We start from the raw sequence: 22,577 nt of genomic DNA, 5'->3' as shown, positions 1-22,577 counted from the left end.
GTCACGTCCTCGTTTGCCACGATCCGCTCGGGGGTAGAGGCGTCCCGAGCCGCGCGACCACATCCAACGCGTGACACAACAGCCACGACGTGGTCGCCGACGGCCGAGGAGGAGCAGCGGAGTGCACGCCACCGCGACTCTGTCGTTACCCCGGCAGCCGTCCACCGTCACCCACGCCCGTTCGGTGCTCACCACGCTGCTCGCCCTCACCGACGCCGACCAAGAGGTACGCGGTCACCTCGCCGTGCTGATCTCCGAGGCGTGCGCCAACGCCGTGACGCATTCCGCCGACGACAGCACGGTCGACGTCACGATCGTCATCGACGACACCGACTGTGTGCTCGAGATCGGCAACCGCGGCGCCCCGCCGGACGGCGCCGGGCTCAACGCCGGGCTCCCGGATCCGCTCACGGTCGGCGGGCGCGGGCTGCCCTTCATCGCCGCGCTCTCCGACAGCGCCGCCTTCGTCGACGGCCGGCCCGGCGAGGTGCTGCTCCGCATCCGCAAACAGCTGGCCGTGCCCTGAGCCTCTGCTTCCCGGCAGCAGCTCGCGTGCCTCAGGCCGGCCTGCCGAACAGCAGCATGTCGGCGACGAAACAGGTCACCGTTGCCTCGGCGTCGCGGCCGATCCAGGTCGGGTACGCACCATCGCCCCACCCGCTCGACCAGGCCACCAGACCGCCGCCGGGCAGGGTGGTCCACCGGTCGAAGTCGAAGCTCTCCCACTCGTCCGCCAAGCGTTCACGATTGTCCTCATCGACGAAACAGCCGAGGCCCGCGTCGACGCCGAACCCGAAGAACTCCCCCTCCCCCAGGTCACGTTGGTCCTGACCCGCGCGCAGGGCGAGTTCCCAGGTGACCGCCGGTGAGTCGGTGATCTGCAGACGGGCGGCGGCCACCCGGCGGTGGCCCGGATCGTCGGCGAAGGTGGCCACACTGATCGTCACCGGATAGCGGCCCGGCGCGACCGTGGCGGTGAACGGCTCCTCGCCGGACTCCAGCGACGACGGGTCCGCGGCCACCAGGCGGCCGGACGGCAGGTGGAGCGGTCCGGCGGAGTGGGTGGAGACGCGCATGGTCCGGTCGCGGACCGGCCACTCGGTGCCGTCGGTGAACAACTCGTCGATCCGGCCCGGTTGCAGCGGCCGGGGTGGCTGCCACGGGCGGGCGCCGTGGCGCACCGGCAGCGAATGGGCCGAGGCGTCGTCGATGCCGGGGCGGCCGTCGCCGGCGAACTCGAGCAGCGACTGCCATCGGCCGAACTCCGGGACCGGGAGGCGCGGCGGCGGCGAGCCGGTCGTGACGTCCTGCTCGCGGGAGGTGTCCCGGTCGACCAGGTCGGTGCGGCGGCCGTCGAGCTGGAAGGTGACGGTCCGGCGGACACCGGGCCGCCACCACCGGGCCGCGCGCAGGAACAGATCGTCCGCTGTGGCCCGGCGCCACTCGTGGTGGGAGGCCCGGCCGCCGAAGCCGTCGAGGCGGAGCAAACCGAGACAGCCCTCGCCGAGCGCGACGTCGAGCACCGCGTGCACCCGGTCGCCGATCAGCAGGACCACCGAGTACGGCTCGCCGGTGGCGTGCCGGTCCGCCGCGGTCTCCCTGGTCAGCGGGTTGACCACCGCGTCGTCCCAGCCGTCGCAGTACACCGCCGTCAGCGTCGCCATGATCGGCAATCCTAGGTGGCCCGCGGTTGTCCGGGCCGGCGGCGTCGGGTTCGTGCGGCGTCAGCTCGTGGGGCGGTCGGTTCGCTCGCCGGCGAGGAGGGCGAAGACGGCGAGCAGGCCGCCGGTGATGATGTTCACCGTGATGACGAAGCTGCGTTCGTCACCGGCGGGGGCGAGCGCGACACCGGCCACGACGGCCACGACAGCGGCCACGGCCATGGCTGCCCGGGTCGCGCGCTGCCGGCCCGCCCGGACCGGCGGATGCGGACCGGCGGCCCGGCGGCGGATCACCGTCACCGTGATGGCCAGGGCACCCAGGGCGCCGGCCACACCCGTCACCAGCATCGGTACGCCCAGAGCCCGGGCACCGACGGCCACCAGGGTGACGCCCTGCCACGCCATCAGGCCGAAGATCACCACCGCCGCGCCGTGCAGCGCGACGCCGCTGTCGAACCGGCGCCGGGCCGGGTCCGGTGCTGGAGCGCTGGCAGCCATGGCGGTCCTTCGTGGTCGGCTGCGCTCATCGTAGGCGACCGGGCCGGGTCGTCAGCGCCACGTGTGCTGTGGGTCGTACCCCAGAAGGCGCTTGGCTTTGTCGATGGAAAGCAGGGTTTCGTGCTCGCCGAGCTCCTTGGTCACCGGGACGTCCGGGTAGACCTCGGCCGCCAGGCTCGCCGACGAGCGGCTCATCACCGTGTCCGCGTTCGCGATGATGAAGACCTCCACACCGGTGGCCTCGGAAGCGAGCGCCTTGCGGACCGCCTGCGCGCCGTCGCGGGCGTCGATGTAACCCCACAGGTTCCACTTGCGCAGGTGCGGGTCGTCGTCGAAGGACGGGAACTGCGCGTAGTCGGCGGGCTCCATCACGTTCGAGAACCGGAGCCCGATCATCTTCAGCTGCGGGTCCCACCGGCAGAACTGCGCCGCCATCGCCTCCTCCAGGTGCTTGACCAGGGCGTACCGGGATTCGCGGCGAGCCGGGTAGTCCTCGTCGAGCGGGATGTACGGCGGCGGCGTGTCGAACGGGATGCCCAGCAGCGTCTCGCTGGACGCCCACACCACGTTGGTGATCCCGGCCGCCCGGGCGGCGGCGAACACGTTGTACGTGGCGGTGATGTTGTTGTGGAAGGTGGCCGCGTTGGCCGTCAGACCCGGGGCCGGGATCGCGGCGAGGTGCACGAGCGCGTCGACCCGGTCGTAGCGGTCGTCGATGGCGGTCAGCGCCTCGATCGTCTGCCCGTAGTCGGTCAGGTCGATCCGGACGTCCGGTGGCTGCGCCGCGAGATCCAGGTTGACCACCTCGTTGCCGTGTTCCCGCAGGTCGGCGACCACGGCCCGGCCGAGCTTGCCGGAGCCTCCAGTGACAGCGATGCGCATCCGGCCTCCTGTGACAGTGTCCTTCTCACCGGCGAACGTACCCCGCCGGCGACGGATCACCGCACGAAATCAGTCACGTCCGGGAACGGCCCGGGCGGGCCGCGACGGAGGGTACGCCGCCGGCCGCGCCGGGGTCTCGCACGCCACCCGGAGCCGGACCGAGCGGGGCCGGCAGGCCGGCGACCTGCCACTGCACGGGTACGCCGCTTACGCGCGGGCGTGCGCGGCCGGCAGGTGCGGCTCCTACCGGCGGAGCCTCTCGCCGGCCGGGCGGGCAGTCGACGAGCTGTGCGGGCACACCGGCCGGGCGGGCGTCGCCGAGGTGCTCGGCTCGCTGATGCTGGTCTGCGCACTGGCCGCCCGCCGATGTGGGCGGCCCGACGACAGCCGGGCCTGGTCCACCGGGGCCGCCGAACTGCCGGTCGCATCGGCGAGACCGACGCGAAGGGCCTGTACTTCGGCATCACCGACGTCGCCTTCTGGCGGATCGGCATCGAGGCGGACGGTACCGCCGCTGCTATCTTCCCGCGCAGGCCATGCAGCGGCGGGCGAACGGCCGCACCGCGAGGCGTTCCGCCGGGATCGGCCGGGTGCACCGCTCGCAGGCGCCGTAGGTGCCCGTGTCCAGCCGGCTCAGTGCGTCGTCGACCTCGGCGATCCGCTGCCGGGCGGTGGCCAGCAGCGCGGTCAGCTGGGCGCGTTCGAAGCCGATGGTGGCGCCTTCCGGGTCGTGCTCGTCGTCGGCGTTCGAGTCGCGCGACGCCGCGAACAGCGCCTCCAGGTCCCCGGCCAGGGTCGTCGCTTCGGCGTCGGTTTCCGCCCGCAGCCGCAGCAACTCGTCCCGGATCATCCTCGAAGCGTAACGAGAGGGACGGCGCTAAATGCGGCGACATCGGCGGCCCGGCCCGCCAGGATCGGCCGGTATGGACGAGGTTACGGTCGTCGTCGCCCACAGTCAGCGCGCCACGCTGCGCGTCGGCGACGTGTTCTTGAAGGTCGACGGCGACCCGGCGCACGCCGATGTCGAGGTGCGGGCGATGGAGATGGCGCCGGTGCCGACCCCGGCCGTCCTCTGGCGCGAGCCGCCCGTGCTCGCGATCGCGGCCGTGCCCGGCAAGGCCCTCGGCGTCCTCGGCGCACAGTCGGCCGCGTCGGCGGCGGCGTGGGCTGCGGCGGGCGCCGCCATCCGGAAGCTGCACGAGGCGCCGTTGCCGCCGTGGCCGGGGCCGCGGCTCGACGACGTGGCGGCGGAACTCGACAGGGAGTGCGCGTGGCTGCTCGCCAACGCCGTGCTGCCCGCCGAGGTGGTCCGGCGCAACCGGGAGATCGCCGAGGCGGCGCTGCGGCCGTGGAAGCCGGCGTTCATCCACGGTGATCTGCAGCTCACCCATGTGTTCGTCGACGGCGACGAGGTCACCGGCGTCATCGACTGGTCCGAGGCCGGCCCCGGCGACGCCATGTCCGACCTCGCCACTCTGACGCTCGGGCACGAGGAACGCCTCGACGAGCTGCTCGCCGGCTACGGCGCCGGCGCGGACCGGGACGTGATCCGCGCCTGGTGGTCGCTGCGCAGCCTGGTGGCGTCGCGGTGGCTGATCGAGCACGGCTTCGACCCGGACGCGCCGGGGTGCGAGTTCGACGTGCTCAGATCCCGGATGCGGGAACCCTGAGCGCCGGACCGCCGGGATGCCCCGGCCACCTTTCGATCCACATCGAAAACGTAGTCGGGCCCGTACCGGTCCCCGGAGAGTGTCCATCGACAGCGACGCACCAGGTCCGGTCGATCCGATCGCCGGCCCGCAGCATTGGAGAGCCGCCTCATGCCGCAGTACTTCCTGACCGTCCCGCACGACACCGCCGAGTCCCCGACGATGGAGTCGATGCAGCAGATGGACCCGGCCGACCTGGAGGCCGCGATGGCCGCCGTCGGTCAGTTCAACACCGCGCTGCAGGAGGCCGGCGCCTTCGTGCACGCCGGCGGCCTGCACCCGCCGGCGACCGCCACCACCGTCGACGCCACCGGCGGCGCGCCGAAGCGCATCCCGGGGCCGTTCGTGGAGGCCACCCAGTACGTCGGCGGGTTCTGGATCATCAACGCCCCCGATGAGGAGGCCGCCCTCACCTGGGCCGAGCAGGCTTCGGCCGCGACCCAGTCCCGGATCGAGGTGCGGGCCCTGCAGGAGGCTCCTGAGTGACCGTGGCGAGGAGCCCCGGCAGGTCGGCCATGTCGGTGAAGGTGTGCGTGGCGCCGGCGTCGAGCAGCACCCGCGGCGCGTTGTGGGACGGGCTCTCCGGCGGGCAGTAACCGAAGACTGTCGCGCCGGCGGCCACCCCGGCGCGTACCCCGGTCGGGGTGTCCTCGATGACGGCGGTGCGGGCCGGATCCACGTTCAAGGCGGCCGCCGCGGCCAGGTAGACGTCGGGAGCGGGTTTGCTCCGCGGCGTCTCCATGCCGCTGAAGATCTTCCCGGCGAACACCGTGTCCAGGCCGGCCTTGGCGAGTTGCAGCTCGACCTTGTGCCGGTCGGCGCCGCTGGCGCAGGCCAGCCTGCCTGCGTAGCGCCGGTCGATCTCCTGGGCGGCGGCGACGGCACCGGGGATCGGCAGCAGGTCGAGCGCGAGTGCGTCGTTGCGGCGCTTACGGAATTCGCCGAGCCACCCGTCGGTCACGGTGAAGCCGGTGTGGGCGGTGATCACGGCCGTCTCGTCGCGCAGCGCGCGGCCGACGAAGAGCCGGAAGCAGTCCGTCTCGGAGACCAGCCAGCCCAGTTCGTGCAGCATCGTGCGGAGCACGGTGTTGGTGATGCGCTCCGAGTCGACGAGCACCCCGTCGCAGTCGAACAGCACGGCGTCGAACGGAAGCTCAGTGGATCTTCCCATGGCGACGACCATAGCCACGCGATCTGCGGGCGGCCACAGCGCCGTCGGTAGGATCCGGCTTCCGCCGGATCCGCAGGGAGAGCTTCTGTGAGACGTACGCTGCTCCTCCTGCTCGTCCTCGTGGCCGGCGGCGGCTGGCTGATCGCCGGGGCCGGTCCCGACCTGCGCCGTACGCACGTCACCGCGGCCGGGGTCCCGCTCGACGAGGTGCACCCGCCGGCGGGCGGCCGGCGGCCGGGTGTGGTGGTCGCGCACGGCTTCTCCGGGTCCGCCAAGCTGATGGCCCCGTTCGGCGACACCCTGGCAGCCCGCGGTTACGTGGTCGTGCTGCTCGACTTCACCGGTCACGGCGCCAACACCGCACCGCTGCCGGACCAGGTCGCGGGGACGGAAGCTTCCACCCGGGTCCTCCAGCGCGACCTGGACGTGGCGGTGGCCCACCTGCGGTCGCTCCCCGACGTCGACCCGTCCCGGATCGCGCTGGTCGGGCACTCGATGGGCGCGGGCGCCGTCACCCGGTACGCGGCCGCCCACCCCGACGTGACCGCGACCGTGGCGATCTCGCTGCCGGACCCGGCCGTCGCCTCGGCCGAGCGGCCTGCCCGGCTGCTCACCGTGGTGGGCGCCCTGGAGTTCGCCGACTTCCGCACGGCCGCCACCAGCGTCGCCGCCGACCGCGACGACCGCGCGATCCGTGTCATCCCCGGTGTGGAGCACATCACCGTCCTGTACGCCCCCGCGACGCACCGCGAGACTGTGGCGTGGCTCGACCAGGCGTTCGGCGGGCCGGGGAACGACGCCGCGATCCCGTTCCCCGGCCGGCGCCTCATCGGCACGAGCCTGCTGGTGCTGGCGTTCCTGCTCGGCTTCTACCCTCTCGCCGCCCTGCTCGCCGGCTCGGCCGGCGACCCCTGGCTGCGCCTCCCCCGGCGGCCCGCGAATCGGCGGCCGGTGATCAGCCACATCGCGCGGCTCGCCGTGGTGACAGTGGTGGCGGCCGGGATCGGGGCGGTGGCGGCCCGGCTCCTGCCGACGACCTACCTGCCGCTGGCGGTGGCCGGTTACGTCATCGCGTACGCCGCCATCACCGGTGCGCTGCTTCTCGCGTACGCGGTCAGGCGTGGCGCGTACCCGAACCGTCTTCCGATCAGCGGGCCCCGCCTCCTCCTGGCCGTTCCCTATGCGATCGTCGCGATCGCCGTCCCGGTGCACCTGGGGCTGACCCATGCCTGGCCCGTCGGTGACCGCTGGTGGCTGCTCCTGATCATCTGGGCCGCCTTCACGCTGCTGGCCTGTGCGACCGAGCGCGCCGCCCAGGGCGTTCTGTCGCGGCTGTTGGCGGTTGCGGCGGTCTTCGTGTTCGTGCTGGCCGCCGCGGCCGTCACCGGGCTGACCCACGGTTTCGTGACGCTGGTGCTGGCACCGCTGATCGGCCTGATGCTCTGGCAGGCGACGTGGAGCGCGGTCCTCAACCGGTTCGCGGTGTCCGCCTGGGTGATCGCGCTGACCGGTTCGGTCGTGCTGGCCTGGCCGCTGGCGGTCACCCTGCCGCTCACCGTCGCGCCATGATGATCACCACCGGGATGTCCCTGCCGGTGGCGTTCTGGTAGGCCTGATAGGACGGCATCGTCGCGACGATCGACGCCCACAGCCGGGGCTTCTCCCGCGCCGTCGCGGTTCGCGCCGTCGCGGTGAAGACCCGCGCACCGACCTGCACGGTGACGGCGGGATCCGCGACGAGGTTGAGGTACCAGGCGGGATGCCGGTCGGCCCCGGCGTCGGAGGCAGCCAGCACGTAACGGTCGCCGTCGCGGGCGTAGACCAGCACGGTGCGGCGCAGCTTTCCCGACCGGCGGCCGCGCGTCGTCAGCAGCAGATCGGGCGTACCCGGCCTGGGGTTGCCGTCGGTCTCCAGGAAGCGACGGATGTGCCCGGCCACCCAGGAGTTCGGGCCATCGCCGGTGACGGTAGCCAGCGGGGTGGTTTCCGTTCGGATACCAACTACGGTGTACGCCGTGACCGCACCACTGGATCCGGACATGTTCGATCCGGTCTGCCCGTCCGGCCTGTCACCGTTCCGGATCGGCGACAAGTGGGCCGGCATGATCATCCGCTGCCTGGAGCACGGGCCCCGGCGCTTCTCGGAGCTGCGCGTGCCGCTGCGGGGCATCACCGCCAAGGCGCTCACCAAGTCGTTGCGGACGCTGGAACGCGACGGCCTGGTCCGGCGCAGCACCCATGTCGGCCAGGGGCGCCGGGTCGAGTACGACCTGACCCCGCTCGGCCGCAGCCTGCTCGAACCGATGTCCGCGATGTGCGCCTGGGCTCAGAACCACTGGGAGGAGCTGCTCGACGCCCGCGAGGCGGCTAGCTGAACTCGATCTCCACCAAGGGGCTTCCGGCGATCCAGCTCTCCAGGCTGCCGGCCCAGTCGAGGGCGGGCACTATCTCCCCGAACACCCGGGCCCGCTCGTCCGGGTCGGTCACCGGGCGCCCTCGCACCTCGAGGTCCAAGCCGTTCAGGTGCAGTGTGAAGGCCGGGTGCGCGAGCATGTTGGCGTACCAGTCGCGGGCGCCCGGGCTGCCGGTGAGCCAGTATCGCCCGGCGGCCCGGTAACGCCACGTCTCGATCCGCCGCGGCTGTCCGCTCCGGCGCCCGATCGTGGTGATCTCCACCGTCCGCCGGCTCTGCAGCGCGTGCCATGCCTCGTCCGTGACCGTCATGCCACCCATGCTGCGACTTCGAGCGCGGTTCAAGTCAAGGCCGCAAAGTTTACAAAAAACTCATTGCACTGCAAACATTTGCAACTCCTTGTTATCGCATCGAGCGGTCTCTATGGTCGGAGGAAAGCGCTTTCCTGCCGCTGAAGGCAGTGCGATGTATCACGACGAAGGTGAGAACACGGATGAGACGATCAGTCGCCCTACGGTGGACAGCTGGGGCAGCCACCGCGGCCGCGAGCGCCGCGATCATGCTGACCCTGCCGTCGCCCCACGCCCTGGCCGCTGACAATCTGAGCCTGAGCGCCGGCGCTGACGGGTCCAGCAAGGCCGGCGGCAGCAGCTACGGCAACGTCAGGGACGGCAACACCGGCACCTACTGGGCGCCGGGCAGCTCGACCGGTTACGTCTCGGTCAAGTGGGGCAGCGCCACGACGGTCTCCTCGGCCGTCATCAAGCAGGCCTCCGGTGGCGGATCCATCGGGGCCTGGCGTGTGCTCAACGCCGACCGGGGCACCGTCCTGGCCAGCGGCAGCGGCAGCCCGAGCACCATCACCTTCGCCTCCACCTCGCTGAAGAAGCTCACCTTCGAGATCACCAGCGCGTCCGCCGCGCCGCGGATCGCCGAGTTCGAGACGTACTCGTCCGGCGGCTCCAACCCGACCACCAGCCCCACCGCCGGCCCGACGAGCAGCCCCACCCCCGGCCCGACCCCGACCGGTGGCACCGGCACGCCGACCGGCGCATGGCCGTCGTCGGCCGGTTCGGTGAGCATCTCCGGCACGGTGAACGTCTCGGGCACCTTCGACGGCGGCATGAAGACCTACTGCTGCATCGGTGACGGCTCGCAGAGCGAGTCGCAGGACCCGATGTTCAAGATCGCCAACGGCGGCACCCTGCAGAACGTCATCCTCGGCTCCCCCGCCGGTGACGGCGTGCACTGCGAGGGCACCTGCACCATCCGCAACGTGTGGTGGAACGACATCGGCGAGGATGCCGCGACCTTCAAGGGCACCGGCGGCGGCACCAGCTACGTGATCGGCGGCGGCGCGCGGAACGGCAGCGACAAGACGTTCCAGCACAACGGCAACGGCACGGTCAGCATCTCGGGCTTCTACCTGAGCGGCTCCGGCAAGCTGTACCGCGGCTGCGGCAACTGCACCACCTCGCACCAGCGCCACGTCAAGATCGACAACGTGCTGGTGAACGACATCGACATGGTGGCCGGCATCAACAGCAACTGGGGCGACACCGCCACCATCACCCGCGTCACCGTCACCGGCGCCTCCAGCATCACGGCCTGCGGCAAGTACCAGGGTGTTGCCAAGGGCAGCGAGCCGAAGTACCTCGGTGAAGGCTGGAACGACGCCAACTGCAAGGTCAACAAGAGCGACATCACCTACAGATAAGCCATCGGTACGACCTTGAAGGGGCGCTCACCGCGAGGTGGGCGCCCCTTCACGTTCTGAGCCGGCTACTCCTTTCGTGGCAGCGGGTTGCGGCCCGCCGTTCGCCGACCCAGGCTGGATGGCGCGGGTCAGTGAGCGTGTCAGTCGACGGTGGTGGTTGTGATCTATGGAAAAGCAGTCGGAAATCCTGGCCGGCTGCGAGGTGGTGTGGTCAGCCGGCCGGATCGGGATCTCCGGCGCCATCGACCTGGCGAACGCCCCGGCGCTCGGCCGGCGCCTGCGGGCCCTGGTGAGTTCCGCGGACCTGGTCGTGGACTGCCGATCGGTCACGTTCATTGACGTCGCCGGCCTCCGCATGCTCGCTGAGGTGGGCTTGGCGGCACTTGCCGCGGACGGGACCGTGTGTCTGCAATGCTCACCGGTTGTGACGGACATGTTGGCTTTGTGTGGTGTATGCGAGCTTCCCGGCGTAGCTCTGGAGCACGGCAGCAAGGACGGCCCAGGGAGCCAATGGTGATCAGCCTGACCAATCATCGCCGCGAGAGGCACTTCGACCATCGCGCGCTCATCGTCGACGCGGACGACACCATCCGGCAGGTGCTGCTGCCACAGATCCGCCGGAAGATCACCGCACGCGAGCCGGTCCTGATGGTGGTCGGCACCGAGACCGAGACGATCGTCCGTGACCAGTTGGGCAGCGACGCCAACACGCTGCAATGGGCACCGATGGACCGGTTCTATCAGCGGACGGGTTTCACCTACGCCAAGTTCCTGCGGTACCTCCAGGAGCGGCAGGCACAGCGGGAAGTCGTCCACATCGTCGCCGAGCCCGATGTCGTGTCCGACGCCGAGTCACCGGTCGACCGGGCCGGCGCGTACCTGGGCTACGAGGCGATGGCCAACGAGGCGTACACCTGTTACCACTGCTCGGTCACGTGCATCTGGCACAGCCGCCGTCAAACGCCGGCGATCATCGACGGTGTCCGCAAGACCCATCCGCGGGAGCTGGGCCCGCGCGGCGTAGTGGACAGCCCCGGATATCAGGCGCCGGCCGACTATCTCGGCGAGCGGCCACAGCCCGCCATGGCACCGGTTCCGCCGGCCTGCGACGTCGACACCACCATCTGGGCCCCCGAGGGGGTGGCCGAGTGTCGCGACGCCGTCGGCAGGTGGGCGACGCTGCGCCACTTCGTCCCCACGGCGGTCCGGCAGGTCGTCGCGGCGACCAGTGAGGTGGCCGCCAACGGTCTGCGGCACGGCCGCCCACCGGTGCGGGTCCGCGCCTGGAGCGAGGACGCGACCCTGATCGTCGACGTCGAGGACCGCGGCGGCCGGCCGGTTCCCGCCCACGCCGGTTACCGGCCACCGGTCAGCCCCGCCGACGCGGCCGGACTGTGGGTCGCCCGCCAGCTCGCGGACGTTCTGCTCACCACGACCGGCCACGGGCGGACCGCCGTGCGGATGCACTTCCCGTACGCGGTGACCCATCGCAACCTGCGCATCCCCACCTGATGAGCCCGCTCGTCGCGGCGGGACGGGCTCCGGGCCGTCTCCGCCGATGCGTACTCATCGCGGCGGCGCCGGCTCCGAGCCGTCTCCGCCGATGCGCAGCACCTGGCGGATACCGCGGAGCGGTCGATAGCCGAAGGCGGCCGCGGCGGCGCCGGAGTCGTAGACCCGGTCGAGGGCGCGGGGCAACGGCCACCCCCGCTCCTGAAACGCGGCGGCGACGTCCGGAAGCCGCTCCGCGATCAGGGCGGCGGCGTCCCGGTGCAGTGCCGGGCAGTCCGCGCGGGTGAACGGGTACGGCCCGGCGATGTTGAAGGTTCCGGTCAGGCTGTCCAGCTCCGCGACCCGCGAGACCGCCGCCGCGACATCCTCCAGCCCGACCGCCCGATGCAGGAAGTTGCCGGCCAGCACGGGCGGCGGCTCCGGGAAACAGCGGGCGATGCGGAGGATGACCGACGAAGGGACCGCTGCCGGGACGAGCCGCTCGGCAGCCAGTTTCGTCTCGTCATAGATGTCGCGCGGACGCGGCTCCAGGCCCTCGTGCACCCAGACCGCGCGGTCGGTGGGCACCAGGGCATGCCCGTAGACGCTGGTGCTGCTGATGTAGACGAAGCGCCGGACGCCCGCACGGCCGGCCTCCCCGGCCAGCGCTTCGGTGGCGTCGACGTTGACCGCCCGGAACTCCCGGTCGGCGACCTGCCCGACGTGCGGCGCGTGCAGGGCGGCCGCGTGCACCACGACGTCCGCGCGCCGGAGCGCGGCCCGCCGGATCCCGGGATCCCGCAGATCGCCGACGACGCCGGTCCAGGCGCCCGGCGCCCGGTCCACTCCGCGGATCGACCAGCCGTCGGCGTCGAGCGCCGCCGCGACGGCCGCACCGACACGGCCCGAGGTGCCGGTGACCGTCGCCACGCGAGCGGGTGATCTCACCTGTTGCCGTTCACGCACGACGTCATTCTGGCCGTGGCGCCGGGAACCCGTCGACCCCCGCGGTTGATCATCCTCGCTAGCGTGGACGTGTGCTCCGCAGATTGATCTCCGGCGAATCCCTTCTCAACGCCTTCATGACCGTCTTCCTGGGCAGCATCGTCACCATCGGTGGCGTCACGATGTACAAGGGCGTCGACCCCCTGCGGGCCCACATCGCCGGGACTCCCGGCTATGTCACGGTGTCGAGCTGCGTGCTCCTCGAGAAGGTCGAGGGAACCGACGGGTACGAGTGTCACGGTGTCTTCAACGGTGCGGGTCTGCGCGTCGAGAACGTGCTGATCGGCGACCGGTTCCAGCAGGAGCCGGTCAACCCGGTGGCCGCCCTGGTGACCGGCCCGGACGCGAACACCGCTCACTTGCCGGGATGGGATCTGCTCGTGCCGTTCGCCGGCGGCAGCTTCATGGCCGGGCTCGGGCTGTTCCACCTCGTGCGCTGGTGGCTGACCGCATGGCGGGAAAGGACCTGAGCCGATCAGGCCGCTGCGTCGCGGACGTCCTTGCCCTGCTCGGCGAACGCCTTGAAGTCCCGCAGGTGCTGGAGTGACTGCTTGCGGAAGACGCCGGTCATCAACGGCGCCGCCAGCCGCATCGGCAAGCTGCTGAACCGGAACTCGTTCTCGCTCTGCCAGAGCGTCCGCTGCGGGCCGGCTTCGGACAGCCGCTCGCGCGCGGCGTTCCACATCCCCTCGCCGACGATCTCACGGTCGAAATGCACGACGGTTCCGCTCGGGATCGCGTCCAGGTCCACCGGTTCCCGGCGGGTGATGGTCTCGGTGCACTCCATTCTCTGCTTGCCCATCTGCATCACGACTCGCGACGTGGTGCCGACGTGCCCGTGTGTGCCACTGAGCGGCTCGTGCACCACGATGCCCCGCAGCCATTTCGGAATGTTGGCCGGGTCCGTCAGCAGCTGGGCGACCCGGCCCCTCGGCAGATCGATCTCGATCGAGACGGTGTATCTCATGATGGCGCTCCAGGTTCTCCGGTGAACGGGCGCACGTTTGGGGCGCCGCTCGCATCAGTCAGGTTGTGTACGGCGCAGGTAGGCCTCGGCCAACTGGCGAAGGCGTGCCCGGTCGAAGCTGTGCCCGTGGCCGGGATGCACGACGGACACGTCGAGGTCGGCGAGGAACTTCATGCTCCGCCGGTACGCGGCCGCGTCGGAGTTCGGCAGGTCGTCGATCAGGGCGCCCTCATAGACGACGTCGCCGGAATAGAGGGTGCCGGTGCGCTCCTCCAGCAGCGCGATGCTTCCCGGTGTGTGGCCGGGGAGGTGCAGCACTGTCAGCACCCGCCCGCCCAGGTCGACCTGGTCGCCGTAGTCGAGTGTGCGGGTCAGCGTCACGGGTTCGACGCGGTAATCGGCCGGGTCGTAGCCGGGGCCGGGCAGGACGTCGATCAGGAGCTCCGGGACGGGCTCGCCCGCCGCGTCGACCCCCATTCTGTCGAAGAGCTCAGCGCCGTACAGGCTGGCGGGCACACCCGACGCCAGCAGGTCCGCCTCGGCGGGGTGGGCGGCCCGGTCACCGAACTCGGCAGCCCCACCGACGTGATCCAGGTGTGCGTGGGTGAGCAGGACCATCGGATCGCGCTCGAACAGGCCCGGGACCGCCTCGCGCAGGGCGACGACGCCGAGCCCGGCATCGATCACGATGTCCCGGTCGTTGCCGCGCAACCACCAGAAGTTCGCCGACACCCACTCGTTGACGTGCGGTTCCGAGATCCGGATGACGTCGCTGTCCACTTCGGCTCGCGCGTACCAGTCGACCATGTGCGCCAGTGTGCCAGCGTTGCCCGGCCCCGGTCAGCCCCGCGGCAGGACGTCGCCGGGCCGGACCAGGCCGCACTGGTACGCGATGACCACGAGCTGAGCGCGGTCCCGTACGCCCAGTTTGGTCATCGTCCGGTTGATGTGGGTCTTCGCCGTCAGCGGCGACACGTGGAGGCGGCTCGCGATGTCGGTGTTGGACAGCCCGTGCGCGACCAGGCCCAGCACCTCCAGCTCCCGGTCGGTGAGCGCGTCCAGCGCCGGCGGGGGCGGTGCCTCCGGGCGGAGGTGGTCCAGGAAGCGGCCGACCAGGGCCCGGGTGGCCCGTGGCGACAGCAGCGCCTCGCCGGAGGCCACCACCCGGATGGCGTGCAGCAGGTCCGACGGCGCCACGCTCTTGCCGAGGAAGCCGCTGGCGCCGGCCTGCAACGCCAGCACCACGTTGTCGTCGTTCTCGAACGTGGTCAGCACGAGCACCCGCACCCCGGCCAGGTCGTCGTCCGCGCCGATCCGCCGGGTCGCTTCGATGCCGTCCATGTGCGGCATCCGGATGTCCATCAGGATCACGTCGGCGCAGGTCGACCGGGCCAGGTCGAGCGCCTCGCGGCCGTCGGCGGCCTCGGCCACCACCTCGAAGCCCGGCTCCGAGTCGATGATCATGCGGAAGCCGGCCCGGATCAGGGCCTGGTCGTCGGCGAGCAGCACGCGGATGGTCACGCGGGCCGCACGATCAGCCGGACGGCGCGGCCGTCGTTGCGCTGCGCGCCGGTTTCGGCGGCGCCGACGATGCGGTACGCCGCGGGCTCCCCGTGCACCTGGAGTTCCACAGCGATCCCGGCGGCGGCCAGTTCCGCCAGCAGCTCGGGCAGCCGCTCCGAACCGGCGGGTTCGCCGTCGCCGCGGAGCAGGCGCGCCACAGAGGGCACCTCGAGCGGCGGGGCCATCATCAGTTCCGGCTGGTCGAGCAGGCGCAGGGCGGCACGCGCCTGCTCGTTGATCGACGCCATGTGGCCGGTCACGATGCCGTGCAGCGCTCCGGCGGCACGGGCCCGGTCGCGCGGCCGGGAGCCGCAACCCGCCGCGGGCGCCGGCGCACCGGCCGGCAGCACCGCGTGGACCCGGAAGTCGGCGCCGGCGACGCCCGTGGTCAGGGTGCCGCCCGCGGACGCCGCGCGCTCCCGCATGCCCAGCAGTCCGTAGCCCGAACCCGCCGCCGGCCCGCCCGCGGGCAGCGCGTTGACCACCTCGATCTCGACCGCGGCCGGGGTGTGCCGGACGGTGAGCCGGGCCGGGCCGGCGCCGTGCTTGTACGCGTTCGTCAGCGCCTCCTGAGCGATCCGGTACGCCGCCAGGTCGGCCAGCGCCGGCAGCTCCCCCGCAACGCCGAACTGCTGGAACTCCACCGTGAAGCCGGCCGCCGCCAGCCCGGACAGCAGGTCGGGCAGCCGGCCCAGGCCGGGTGCCGGCTCGGTGTCGGCGGGCTCGTCCGCGGTGCGCAGCACGCCCACCACGGACTGGATCTCGGACAGCACGCTGTTCGACGCCTCCCGGATGTGGGTCAGCGCGGGCGCCACCTGCTCGGGCCGGCGTTCGAGGATGTGGGCGGCCGCGCCGGCCTGCACGTTGATCACCGCGATGTGATGCGCCACCACGTCGTGCAGCTCCCGGGCGATGCGCAGCCGCTCCTCGGTGACCCGGCGGCGGGCCTCGTCCTCGCGGCTCTGCTCGGCACGCCGGGCCCGTTGCTCCACCTCCCGGACGTACGCCCGATGCGTGCGGGCCGCGTCGCCCACCGCGGCGGCCAGGAAGACCCACGCGAACACACCGAGGACGTCGGCGCGCAGCCATGCGTCCCGGTTGAGCAGCACCACGGTCAGATAGACGACCGAGGACGCGGCCACCGCGCACGTCCAGCCGCGGCGCCGGTCGGTGTGCGCGGCGATCGAATAGGTGATGACGCCCAGCGCCACGATCAGGCCCGGGTTGCGGACCTCCTGCACCACGGCGGCGGCGGTGGCCGTGGTGGCGATGGCGAGCGCGAGCATCGGCCGGCGGCGGCGGCCCATCACCGCCACGAACGCCACCACCGCGATGGCCACGTCCCAGCCGGTCGGCCGGTGGCTGGACTCGGGCAACGCCGCCTTCAACACGGCGGCGGCCAGCACCAGCGCGAGCAGGAAGTCCACCAGCAGGGGGCGCTCGGCGATCACCCGCCAGCGCCCGAACAGGTGCCCCTCGGTCGTCTCCATCACCGCCGACCCTACGCGGGCCGTCGATCGGTGGCGTCGTCTCGTCGTGGTACGCCCGCGACCACGGGTACCGCAACCGCGGTACGCGGCTGCCTACACCTGGACGACGACTTCCGGCCCGGAATTCGCAACGGTGAAGCAGACCTTTTCACCGGCTGCTCGGGAGTTTGCGATGGCGTCCTATCTGTACCGGCTCGGCCGGCTCAGCTTCCACCGGCGCAAGCTGGTCCTCGCGATCTGGCTCGCGATGCTGGGGCTGCTCGGCGTGGGCGCCGCCACGATGTCCGGGCCGACCTCCAACGACTTCACCATTCCCGGCACCGAGGCGCAACAGGCCCTGGACCTGCTGGACGAGCGTTTCGGCGAGTCCCCGGCGGGCAGCGCCGAAGCCCGGGTGGTGTTCGCCGCGCCGGCCGGCGAGAAGCTCACCGACCCGGACAACCGGGCCGTGGTGGACCGCACCGTCGCGGCGCTGCGGACCGGGCCGCGGGTGGCCGAGGTGAGCGATCCGCTGCGCGGCACGATCAACACCGAGCAGACCATCGCGTACGCCCGGGTCGCCTTCCGCGTGCCGGCCGGCGAGATCGAGGACGCCGACCGGGAGGCCCTGCTGGCCGCCGTGGAGACCGGCCGCGACGCCTGGCTGACCGTGGAAGCCGGCGGTGACGCCCTGCAGACGGAACCGGAGCAGGGTCTCAGCGAGGTGATCGGCTTCGGCGTCGCCGCGGTGGTCCTGACCATCACCTTCGGCTCGCTCGTCGCGGCCGGGCTGCCGCTGCTCACCGCGTTCCTCGGGGTGGCCACCACGATGGCCGGCATCCAGCTGGCGTCCGGGTTCCTCGACCTGAGCAGCAGCACGTCGACGCTGGCGCTGATGCTGGGCATCGCGGTCAGCATCGACTACGCGCTGTTCATCGTGTCCCGTTACCGGCACGAGTTGGCCGTGGGCCGGACCGGCGCGGAGGCGGCCGGGCGCGCGGTCGGCACCGCCGGATCGGCGGTCACGTTCGCCGGGCTCACCGTGCTCGTCGCACTGACCGCGCTGGCTGTGGTGAACATCCCGGTGCTCACCGAGATGGGCCTGGCCGCGGCCGGCGCGGTCGCGGTGGCCGTGCTGATCGCGCTCACCCTGCTCCCGGCGCTGGTCGGATTCGCCGGGCGGCGGATCACCGGGCGCGGCGGGCGCACCCGCGACATCGAGGCGGACGGCGACCGGCCGACGTTGAGCCAGCGGTGGGCCGGGGCGATCACCCGGCGGCCGGTGCTGACGCTGGTGACCGCGGTCGCCGCGCTGGGGCTGATCGCCGTGCCCGCGATCGATCTGCGTCTGGGCCTGCCCGGCGACAACATGGCCGCGCCGGACACCACCCAACGGCAGGCGTACGACCTGGTCACCGATGGATTCGGGGCCGGCTACAACGGGCCGCTGCTGGTGGTCGTGGACGCCGCCGGCAGCTCCGACCCGAAGGCGGCGGCGACCGCCGCGGCCGACACGATCACCGCGCTGCCCGGTGTGGTGTCGGTCAGCCCGCCGGCGTTCAACCCGGCCGGCGACACCGCGATGCTCCAGGTCGTCCCGGCCGGCGCGCCGGACAGTGCCGAGACCACCGACCTGGTGCACGCGATCCGGGACGCGGACGCGGGACTGCGGGCCGGCACCGGCGCGGATCTGTCGGTCACCGGCACCACGGCGGTCACCATCGACATCGCCGCGAAGATGGGCGATGCGCTTCTGCCGTACCTCGGTGTCATCGTTCTTCTCGCCTTTTTGCTGCTCACCGTGTTGTTCCGCTCGGTGCTGGTGCCGCTCAAGGCGATCGCCGGGTTCCTGCTGTCGGTGGCCGCCACGTTCGGCGCCGTGGTGGCGGTCTTCCAGTGGGGCTGGCTGGCCGGCCTGATCGGGGTGGACCAGACCGGCCCGATCGTCAGCCTGCTGCCGGTGATCCTGATCGGCATCGTGTTCGGCCTGGCGATGGACTACGAGGTGTTCCTGGTCAGCCGGATGCGCGAGGAGCACGTGCACGGTGCGCCGCCGACCCGGGCCGTCATCGTCGGTTACGCACACAGCGCCCGGGTGGTCACCGCCGCCGCGATCATCATGATCAGCGTCTTCGCCGGGTTCGTCCTGGCACCGGACCCGCTGATCAAGTCGATCGGGTTCGCGCTGGCCGCGGCCATCCTGCTCGACGCGTTCGTGGTCCGGATGACGATCGTGCCGGCGGCGATGGCGCTGCTCGGCCGGCGCGCGTGGGCGATCCCCCGCTGGCTGGACCGGCTGCTGCCGAACGTGGACGTGGAGGGCGACCGGCTGCGCGACACCGTGCCGGAGGAACCGCCGGCCCTGCCGGAACCGGTCGGCGCGAGCCGCTAACGGAACGTCCCGCTGCTCGTGCCGGTCGATCCGGCACGAGCAGCGGCCGTTCAGCGGACGGGCACGAACAGCGACGGGTCGAAGGCCGCGGCAGCGACGTTCTGGACGTACGGCGTCTCGCTGCCGTCCCGGTTGCCGGTCGGGTTCAGGCTCGCCGTCAGTGTCCGGGCCAGGTCCCGGGTGGCGAAGACCCCGGTGGTGTAGCCGGGCACCGACCCGCTCTTGCCCCACACCGTGACCCCGTTCGGAAACGTCGTGGACTGGATACCCGCGCTGAAACAGGCCCGGCCGGGACGCGGGCCGATCCGGCAGTTGCCGCCACCGGTGTACGGCACGTCCGGCAGCGTGAACATCTCGGCGAGCTGTGCCTTCGGCAGCAGCCTGCCCCGCAGCAGCGCCGACATGAACCGGGTGAGGTCGGCGTTGCTGGAGATCAGGCCGCTCTCCGCCCACCCCCACGGGCTCTGCTCGGTGACGTCGACGAGAACGTCGTCCACAGTGACGTAGCCGCGCGCGTGCGGCCCACGGATACCGACGTCACCGGGCGCCGGCAGGCTGGTGTCGCGCAGACCGAGCGGGACCAAGATCCTTCGGTGCAGTTCCGCGGCGTACGACCGGCGGCTGACCTTCTCCACGATCAGCCCGGCGAGGAAGTAGTTGACCCCGTTGTACTGCTGCTCGGTGCCCGGGGTGAAGGTGATCGGCTGCGCGACGGCGGAGTCGATCACCTGCTGCGGCGTCCAGTGGTCGAGCCGGTGCTCGACGAACCACCGCGGATCCGCGTTGCCCTCGTCGACCCGCGAGGACGGCAACCCGCTGGTGTGGTTGAGCAGCTGACCGACGGTGATCGGCGGATAGTCGGCCGGAAGTGTGCCGGGCAGGTGATGCTGGACGGTCTCGTCCAGGCCGAGGCGCCGTTCGGCCGCGAGCTGCAACGTGAGGACGGCGGTGAAGGCCTTCGTCACGCTGGCGATGCGGTAACGCCCGTCGGCGGGCACCGGCGCGCCGGTCCCGGCATCCGCCACGCCCGAGACCCCCGACCAGCGACCGGCCGATCCCCGGATCGCGACGTGGGCGCCGGTCACTGTCGCGTCGGGCAGCCCACTGATGGCCCGGCCGAGCAGGTCCGCGTTCAGGGCGGGAAGCGCCGGATCGCTGCGGGCGGAGGCGGGAGCCGCGCCGACAGTCGTGGCAAGCACACCGAGGGCGGCCACCACCAACACCGGCAACCGTGGTCGTGCCTTCGTCATGGGACTCTCCGTTCCGCGAAGGGGCAAGGTCGCGAACAGAGCCTTTCGGACTTCCACCTCCGGCGACATCCGGGAGATCCCGGTGAGGGTCCGGGGGCCGGCCGGAGAGCCCGGCCCCCGACACGTCTACGCCGCCGCGGTCATCTTCTCGTAGAGGGCGAGGTACGCCTCGGCCATCACCGCCGGGGTGAAACGGCGGGCCGCCTCCGCCCGGCACTCCCGCTCGTCGATCTCGCGGGCGGCGTGCACGAGGTCCCCGAGCTCCTCCTCGACGGTGGTGATCAGCCCGGTGCGCCCGTGCTCCACCAGCTCCGGCAGGCATCCCCGGGCGATCCCGACCACCGGCGTGCCCAGCGCCAAGGACTCCACCACCGCGGTGCCGCCCGGCTCGTTCCAGCGCAACGGGAAGAGCGCCACCTGGGCCGAGGCCACCAGCGCGTCGCGTTGCACACCGGCCACCGTGCCGATCCAGCGGACCCGGCGGCCGTCAACGTGCGGTGCCACCTTCTCCAGCCAGAACCGGACGTCCGGGTTCTGCGGGTCGGCCCTCGCCAGGTCGGCGGGCTGCTGGTACGGCCCGACCGGCCCGGCCAGCACCAGGTCGAACCCGGCCTTGTGGGCGAGCTCCGCGGCGAGGTCCTGGCCCTTGCCCGGCGTGATCCGGCCGAGCACCACGGCGTACGGCTGCTTCTCGGTGGCCGGGCGGTCGCCGGCGCCGTCGGCCAGCGGGGTGGCCAGGTGCACGTGCCCGATGGCGTGGTCGCGCAGGGCCTGCGGCGCGTGGGTGAGCTGGTCGGCCGACACCCCGTTGACCCGCACCCGCGGGCCGCCGTCGATCGTGCCGTACAGCTCGGGGTGCTTGCGCAGGTCCCAGTGCAGGGTGTGCAGTCCCGGCGGTGCGTCCGCGCCGAGCCCGGCCAGCATGGTCAGGCCGGCCGCCTCGACGTGGTCGTGCACCAGGTCGATGTCGCCGTCGGCGAGCCTGCGGACCACCGCGTGCTGGTGGGCCGGGACCACCCCGCAGACCTGGTTGTACGGCCTCTGCAGCAGCGGGAACTGGCCGGTGGGATAGAGCGCGAGCCGTTCCTCGACCGGCAGGTCGCTGTCCCCGACGGTCGCCAGAACCACCTCGACACCGAGCTCGCGCAACGAGGGCACCAGCGTGGCGATGACGTTCTCGATTCCGCCGTACCCCCGGGGCGGGACCGACAGCCACGGCCCCGCGTTCATCAGCACCTTCATACGGCGGGCACCGCCACCGGGCGGGCCACCGTGGCGAGCGGCGGCCGCTCGTCCACGCGCACGTCCGCCACGTCGATCTGGCGGTTGAGGGCCGGCAGCGGGTCGGTGCCGCCACGGCTGAACTGGGTGAGCACCGTGGTCGGCGGCAGCGGCTCGGTGACCAGGCCGCGCCGGTACAGCCGGCTCCACGCGGTCACCATGATCTGCGCCGACATCCGGCCCAGCGCGTCCAGGCTCTGGTGCCGGTGGTGGCGCTCGCCGAGGTCCACCTGGGCGAGGGCGTCCAGGCCGACGAGGTCGAGCAGGTCGATCAGCATGGCGATCTCGACGCCGTACCCGGAGACGAACGGGATGCGCTCCAGGGTGGTGCGGCGGCCCGCGTACTCCCCCGCCAGCGGCTGGACGAAGCCGGCCAGCTCGGGCCAGAAGAGGTTGAGCAGCGGACGAGCGCTGATCTCGGTGACCCGGCCGCCGCCGTCCGCCTCGACGCCGGACGCGCCGACCAGCGGGCGGTGGTAGAAGCCCTTGACGAACTCCACCGACCGATCGGTGAGCAGCGGCCCGAGCAGGCCGGTGACGAACGCCGTGGAGAAGTCGCGCAGGTCGCCGTCGACGAACGCGACGACGTCACCGGTGCTGGCCGCCAGGCCGGCCCAGAGCGCGTCGCCCTTGCCCTCCATCCGCGGCAGGCCGCGGGTCATGTCGTCCTGGTCGACGACGCGGGCGCCGGCGGCCCGGGCCACCTCGACGGTGGCGTCGGTGGAGCGCGAGTTGACCACCACTATCTCGTCCACCAGCGGCACCTCATGGATGAGGTGTCGCCGGATGGCGGTGACGATGGCGCCGACGGTCTCCTGTTCGTTGCGTGCCGGAATGACCACGCTGACGCGGTCCCCGCGTTTGGCCTGTGCAAGCTGGCGCGCTGTCCATTGCGTCGCGTTACCGGTGCGGTACGTGGTCCACGCTTCGACGATGGCCGGCGGTGAAAGCTGCATCAGCGAACCCCCCAAGATCGGTGACGACTGGCGGACGCGTTGTTGCCCCTAGGGGACGAGACCAATCTTTCCTGCGGGTTAAGAAGATCGACAGAAACCCTGTCCGATGTTTCGCCGCACCCGAAGCGGAGAAGATCACGGCCCGGAAACCG

25 protein-coding genes are annotated in these 22,577 nt (G+C 72.0%); 10 read left to right on the top strand and 15 right to left on the bottom strand.

What is annotated here, in order from left to right; all coding sequences use genetic code 11:
* Positions 1-121 precede the first annotated feature (121 nt).
* Positions 122-526, top strand: coding sequence for an ATP-binding protein (locus AC0NH5_RS17690; RefSeq protein ID WP_474404951.1), 405 nt, complete (start codon positions 122-124; stop codon positions 524-526).
* A 31-nt stretch (positions 527-557) separates the two neighbouring features.
* Here AC0NH5_RS17690 and AC0NH5_RS17685 read toward each other — a convergent pair whose 3' ends face one another.
* From AC0NH5_RS17685 to AC0NH5_RS17670, 4 genes are all read right to left on the bottom strand, one after another.
* Positions 558-1,664, bottom strand: coding sequence for a DUF4241 domain-containing protein (locus AC0NH5_RS17685; protein WP_474404948.1), 1,107 nt, complete (start codon positions 1,662-1,664; stop codon positions 558-560).
* 60 nt (positions 1,665-1,724) lie between these two features.
* Positions 1,725-2,159, bottom strand: coding sequence for a hypothetical protein (locus tag AC0NH5_RS17680; protein WP_474404945.1), 435 nt, complete (start codon positions 2,157-2,159; stop codon positions 1,725-1,727).
* 51 nt (positions 2,160-2,210) lie between these two features.
* Positions 2,211-3,041 carry an NAD-dependent epimerase/dehydratase family protein gene (locus AC0NH5_RS17675; RefSeq protein ID WP_474404942.1) on the bottom strand — a complete coding sequence of 277 codons (831 nt, stop codon included), beginning with the start codon at positions 3,039-3,041 and terminating at the stop codon, positions 2,211-2,213.
* Between the two features lie 517 nt (positions 3,042-3,558).
* Positions 3,559-3,891 carry a TraR/DksA family transcriptional regulator gene (locus tag AC0NH5_RS17670; protein WP_474404939.1) on the bottom strand — a complete coding sequence of 111 codons (333 nt, stop codon included), beginning with the start codon at positions 3,889-3,891 and terminating at the stop codon, positions 3,559-3,561.
* Positions 3,892-3,964: 73 nt separating this feature from the next.
* On the opposite strand from AC0NH5_RS17670, the gene AC0NH5_RS17665 reads away from it, so the two are divergent.
* Positions 3,965-4,711, top strand: coding sequence for a phosphotransferase family protein (locus AC0NH5_RS17665; protein ID WP_474404936.1), 747 nt, complete (start codon positions 3,965-3,967; stop codon positions 4,709-4,711).
* Positions 4,712-4,861: 150 nt separating this feature from the next.
* Positions 4,862-5,236: a YciI family protein gene (locus AC0NH5_RS17660; RefSeq protein ID WP_474404933.1), complete on the top strand. Its 375-nt coding sequence runs from the start codon at positions 4,862-4,864 to the stop codon at positions 5,234-5,236.
* Here the strand turns inward: AC0NH5_RS17660 and AC0NH5_RS17655 are convergent.
* Positions 5,160-5,921: an HAD family hydrolase gene (locus AC0NH5_RS17655; protein WP_474404930.1), complete on the bottom strand. Its 762-nt coding sequence runs from the start codon at positions 5,919-5,921 to the stop codon at positions 5,160-5,162. The two genes, AC0NH5_RS17660 and AC0NH5_RS17655, sit on opposite strands and share 77 nt — an antisense overlap.
* 87 nt (positions 5,922-6,008) lie before the next feature.
* Here AC0NH5_RS17655 and AC0NH5_RS17650 point away from each other — a divergent pair, with 87 nt between their 5' ends.
* On the top strand, positions 6,009-7,490 hold the full coding sequence (locus tag AC0NH5_RS17650; RefSeq protein WP_474404927.1) for a dienelactone hydrolase family protein: 1,482 nt from the start codon (positions 6,009-6,011) through the stop codon (positions 7,488-7,490).
* On the opposite strand, the gene AC0NH5_RS17645 is transcribed toward AC0NH5_RS17650, so the two are convergent.
* The gene (locus AC0NH5_RS17645; RefSeq protein WP_474405178.1) at positions 7,474-7,896 is read right to left on the bottom strand and encodes a nitroreductase family deazaflavin-dependent oxidoreductase; all 423 of its coding nucleotides are present in this window, start codon (positions 7,894-7,896) and stop codon (positions 7,474-7,476) included. The genes AC0NH5_RS17650 and AC0NH5_RS17645 overlap by 17 nt on opposite strands.
* Positions 7,897-7,936: 40 nt before the next feature.
* Here AC0NH5_RS17645 and AC0NH5_RS17640 point away from each other — a divergent pair, with 40 nt between their 5' ends.
* Complete coding sequence (locus tag AC0NH5_RS17640; RefSeq protein WP_474404924.1) at positions 7,937-8,296, top strand: winged helix-turn-helix transcriptional regulator; 360 nt, start codon at positions 7,937-7,939, stop codon at positions 8,294-8,296.
* Here AC0NH5_RS17640 and AC0NH5_RS17635 read toward each other — a convergent pair.
* On the bottom strand, positions 8,289-8,645 hold the full coding sequence (locus AC0NH5_RS17635; protein ID WP_474404921.1) for a nitroreductase/quinone reductase family protein: 357 nt from the start codon (positions 8,643-8,645) through the stop codon (positions 8,289-8,291). The genes AC0NH5_RS17640 and AC0NH5_RS17635 overlap by 8 nt on opposite strands.
* 182 nt (positions 8,646-8,827) lie before the next feature.
* On the opposite strand from AC0NH5_RS17635, the gene AC0NH5_RS17630 reads away from it, so the two are divergent.
* The 3 genes from AC0NH5_RS17630 to AC0NH5_RS17620 all read left to right on the top strand — a co-directional run bounded on the left by AC0NH5_RS17630 (position 8,828) and on the right by AC0NH5_RS17620 (position 11,563).
* Complete coding sequence (locus AC0NH5_RS17630; protein ID WP_474404918.1) at positions 8,828-10,051, top strand: pectate lyase; 1,224 nt, start codon at positions 8,828-8,830, stop codon at positions 10,049-10,051.
* A gap of 166 nt (positions 10,052-10,217) precedes the next feature.
* Positions 10,218-10,568: an STAS domain-containing protein gene (locus tag AC0NH5_RS17625; RefSeq protein WP_474404915.1), complete on the top strand. Its 351-nt coding sequence runs from the start codon at positions 10,218-10,220 to the stop codon at positions 10,566-10,568.
* Positions 10,562-11,563 carry an MEDS domain-containing protein gene (locus AC0NH5_RS17620; RefSeq protein WP_474404912.1) on the top strand — a complete coding sequence of 334 codons (1,002 nt, stop codon included), beginning with the start codon at positions 10,562-10,564 and terminating at the stop codon, positions 11,561-11,563. The genes AC0NH5_RS17625 and AC0NH5_RS17620 overlap by 7 nt, the downstream gene beginning before the upstream one ends.
* A 54-nt stretch (positions 11,564-11,617) precedes the next feature.
* On the opposite strand, the gene AC0NH5_RS17615 is transcribed toward AC0NH5_RS17620, so the two are convergent.
* On the bottom strand, positions 11,618-12,508 hold the full coding sequence (locus tag AC0NH5_RS17615) for an NAD-dependent epimerase/dehydratase family protein (protein WP_474404909.1): 891 nt from the start codon (positions 12,506-12,508) through the stop codon (positions 11,618-11,620).
* 71 nt (positions 12,509-12,579) lie between these two features.
* Between AC0NH5_RS17615 and AC0NH5_RS17610 the strand changes: the two genes are divergently transcribed.
* Positions 12,580-13,017: a hypothetical protein gene (locus AC0NH5_RS17610; protein WP_474404907.1), complete on the top strand. Its 438-nt coding sequence runs from the start codon at positions 12,580-12,582 to the stop codon at positions 13,015-13,017.
* Positions 13,018-13,022: 5 nt separating this feature from the next.
* Here AC0NH5_RS17610 and AC0NH5_RS17605 read toward each other — a convergent pair whose 3' ends face one another.
* From AC0NH5_RS17605 to AC0NH5_RS17590, 4 genes are read right to left on the bottom strand one after another with little or no spacing between them, the layout of a single operon-like run.
* Complete coding sequence (locus AC0NH5_RS17605) at positions 13,023-13,514, bottom strand: SRPBCC family protein (RefSeq protein WP_474404904.1); 492 nt, start codon at positions 13,512-13,514, stop codon at positions 13,023-13,025.
* Positions 13,515-13,568: 54 nt separating this feature from the next.
* The gene (locus AC0NH5_RS17600; RefSeq protein ID WP_474404902.1) at positions 13,569-14,321 is read right to left on the bottom strand and encodes an MBL fold metallo-hydrolase; all 753 of its coding nucleotides are present in this window, start codon (positions 14,319-14,321) and stop codon (positions 13,569-13,571) included.
* A 33-nt stretch (positions 14,322-14,354) separates the two neighbouring features.
* Positions 14,355-15,035: a response regulator gene (locus tag AC0NH5_RS17595; protein ID WP_474404900.1), complete on the bottom strand. Its 681-nt coding sequence runs from the start codon at positions 15,033-15,035 to the stop codon at positions 14,355-14,357.
* Positions 15,032-16,567 carry a sensor histidine kinase gene (locus AC0NH5_RS17590; RefSeq protein ID WP_474404898.1) on the bottom strand — a complete coding sequence of 512 codons (1,536 nt, stop codon included), beginning with the start codon at positions 16,565-16,567 and terminating at the stop codon, positions 15,032-15,034. Before AC0NH5_RS17590 ends, AC0NH5_RS17595 begins: the two co-directional genes overlap by 4 nt.
* 172 nt (positions 16,568-16,739) lie before the next feature.
* On the opposite strand from AC0NH5_RS17590, the gene AC0NH5_RS17585 reads away from it, so the two are divergent.
* A complete protein-coding gene (locus AC0NH5_RS17585) occupies positions 16,740-18,938 on the top strand; it encodes an MMPL family transporter (RefSeq protein WP_474404896.1) in 2,199 nt (732 codons plus the stop codon).
* Positions 18,939-18,988: 50 nt separating this feature from the next.
* Here the strand turns inward: AC0NH5_RS17585 and AC0NH5_RS17580 are convergent, their stop codons facing one another.
* The 3 genes from AC0NH5_RS17580 to AC0NH5_RS17570 all read right to left on the bottom strand — a co-directional run bounded on the left by AC0NH5_RS17580 (position 18,989) and on the right by AC0NH5_RS17570 (position 22,425).
* Positions 18,989-20,188, bottom strand: a complete 1,200-nt coding sequence (locus AC0NH5_RS17580; RefSeq protein WP_474404893.1) for a serine hydrolase domain-containing protein — start codon at positions 20,186-20,188, stop codon at positions 18,989-18,991.
* A 126-nt stretch (positions 20,189-20,314) separates the two neighbouring features.
* Positions 20,315-21,430, bottom strand: coding sequence for a glycosyltransferase (locus tag AC0NH5_RS17575; RefSeq protein WP_474404890.1), 1,116 nt, complete (start codon positions 21,428-21,430; stop codon positions 20,315-20,317).
* Positions 21,427-22,425 carry a glucosyl-3-phosphoglycerate synthase gene (locus AC0NH5_RS17570; RefSeq protein WP_474404888.1) on the bottom strand — a complete coding sequence of 333 codons (999 nt, stop codon included), beginning with the start codon at positions 22,423-22,425 and terminating at the stop codon, positions 21,427-21,429. The genes AC0NH5_RS17575 and AC0NH5_RS17570 overlap by 4 nt, the downstream gene beginning before the upstream one ends.
* Positions 22,426-22,577: the final 152 nt, after the last annotated feature.

This window comes from Actinoplanes sp. 13 (genome assembly GCF_056134165.1).
This window is presented reverse-complemented; position numbering and strand designations above follow the sequence as displayed.

Excerpts from the sequence above, each read along its gene's own strand:
- AC0NH5_RS17685 (WP_474404948.1), bottom strand. The coding sequence starts at position 1,664 with ATGGCGACGCTGACGGCGGTGTACTGCGACGGCTGGGACGACGCGGTG.
- AC0NH5_RS17680 (WP_474404945.1), bottom strand. The coding sequence starts at position 2,159 with ATGGCTGCCAGCGCTCCAGCACCGGACCCGGCCCGGCGCCGGTTCGAC.
- AC0NH5_RS17675 (WP_474404942.1), bottom strand. The coding sequence starts at position 3,041 with ATGCGCATCGCTGTCACTGGAGGCTCCGGCAAGCTCGGCCGGGCCGTG.
- AC0NH5_RS17670 (WP_474404939.1), bottom strand. The coding sequence starts at position 3,891 with ATGATCCGGGACGAGTTGCTGCGGCTGCGGGCGGAAACCGACGCCGAA.
- AC0NH5_RS17665 (WP_474404936.1), top strand. The coding sequence starts at position 3,965 with ATGGACGAGGTTACGGTCGTCGTCGCCCACAGTCAGCGCGCCACGCTG.
- AC0NH5_RS17660 (WP_474404933.1), top strand. The coding sequence starts at position 4,862 with ATGCCGCAGTACTTCCTGACCGTCCCGCACGACACCGCCGAGTCCCCG.
- AC0NH5_RS17655 (WP_474404930.1), bottom strand. The coding sequence starts at position 5,921 with ATGGGAAGATCCACTGAGCTTCCGTTCGACGCCGTGCTGTTCGACTGC.
- AC0NH5_RS17635 (WP_474404921.1), bottom strand. The coding sequence starts at position 8,645 with ATGACGGTCACGGACGAGGCATGGCACGCGCTGCAGAGCCGGCGGACG.
- AC0NH5_RS17630 (WP_474404918.1), top strand. The coding sequence starts at position 8,828 with ATGAGACGATCAGTCGCCCTACGGTGGACAGCTGGGGCAGCCACCGCG.
- AC0NH5_RS17625 (WP_474404915.1), top strand. The coding sequence starts at position 10,218 with ATGGAAAAGCAGTCGGAAATCCTGGCCGGCTGCGAGGTGGTGTGGTCA.
- AC0NH5_RS17620 (WP_474404912.1), top strand. The coding sequence starts at position 10,562 with ATGGTGATCAGCCTGACCAATCATCGCCGCGAGAGGCACTTCGACCAT.
- AC0NH5_RS17605 (WP_474404904.1), bottom strand. The coding sequence starts at position 13,514 with ATGAGATACACCGTCTCGATCGAGATCGATCTGCCGAGGGGCCGGGTC.
- AC0NH5_RS17600 (WP_474404902.1), bottom strand. The coding sequence starts at position 14,321 with ATGGTCGACTGGTACGCGCGAGCCGAAGTGGACAGCGACGTCATCCGG.
- AC0NH5_RS17590 (WP_474404898.1), bottom strand. The coding sequence starts at position 16,567 with ATGGAGACGACCGAGGGGCACCTGTTCGGGCGCTGGCGGGTGATCGCC.
- AC0NH5_RS17585 (WP_474404896.1), top strand. The coding sequence starts at position 16,740 with ATGGCGTCCTATCTGTACCGGCTCGGCCGGCTCAGCTTCCACCGGCGC.
- AC0NH5_RS17580 (WP_474404893.1), bottom strand. The coding sequence starts at position 20,188 with ATGACGAAGGCACGACCACGGTTGCCGGTGTTGGTGGTGGCCGCCCTC.
- AC0NH5_RS17575 (WP_474404890.1), bottom strand. The coding sequence starts at position 21,430 with ATGAAGGTGCTGATGAACGCGGGGCCGTGGCTGTCGGTCCCGCCCCGG.
- AC0NH5_RS17570 (WP_474404888.1), bottom strand. The coding sequence starts at position 22,425 with ATGCAGCTTTCACCGCCGGCCATCGTCGAAGCGTGGACCACGTACCGC.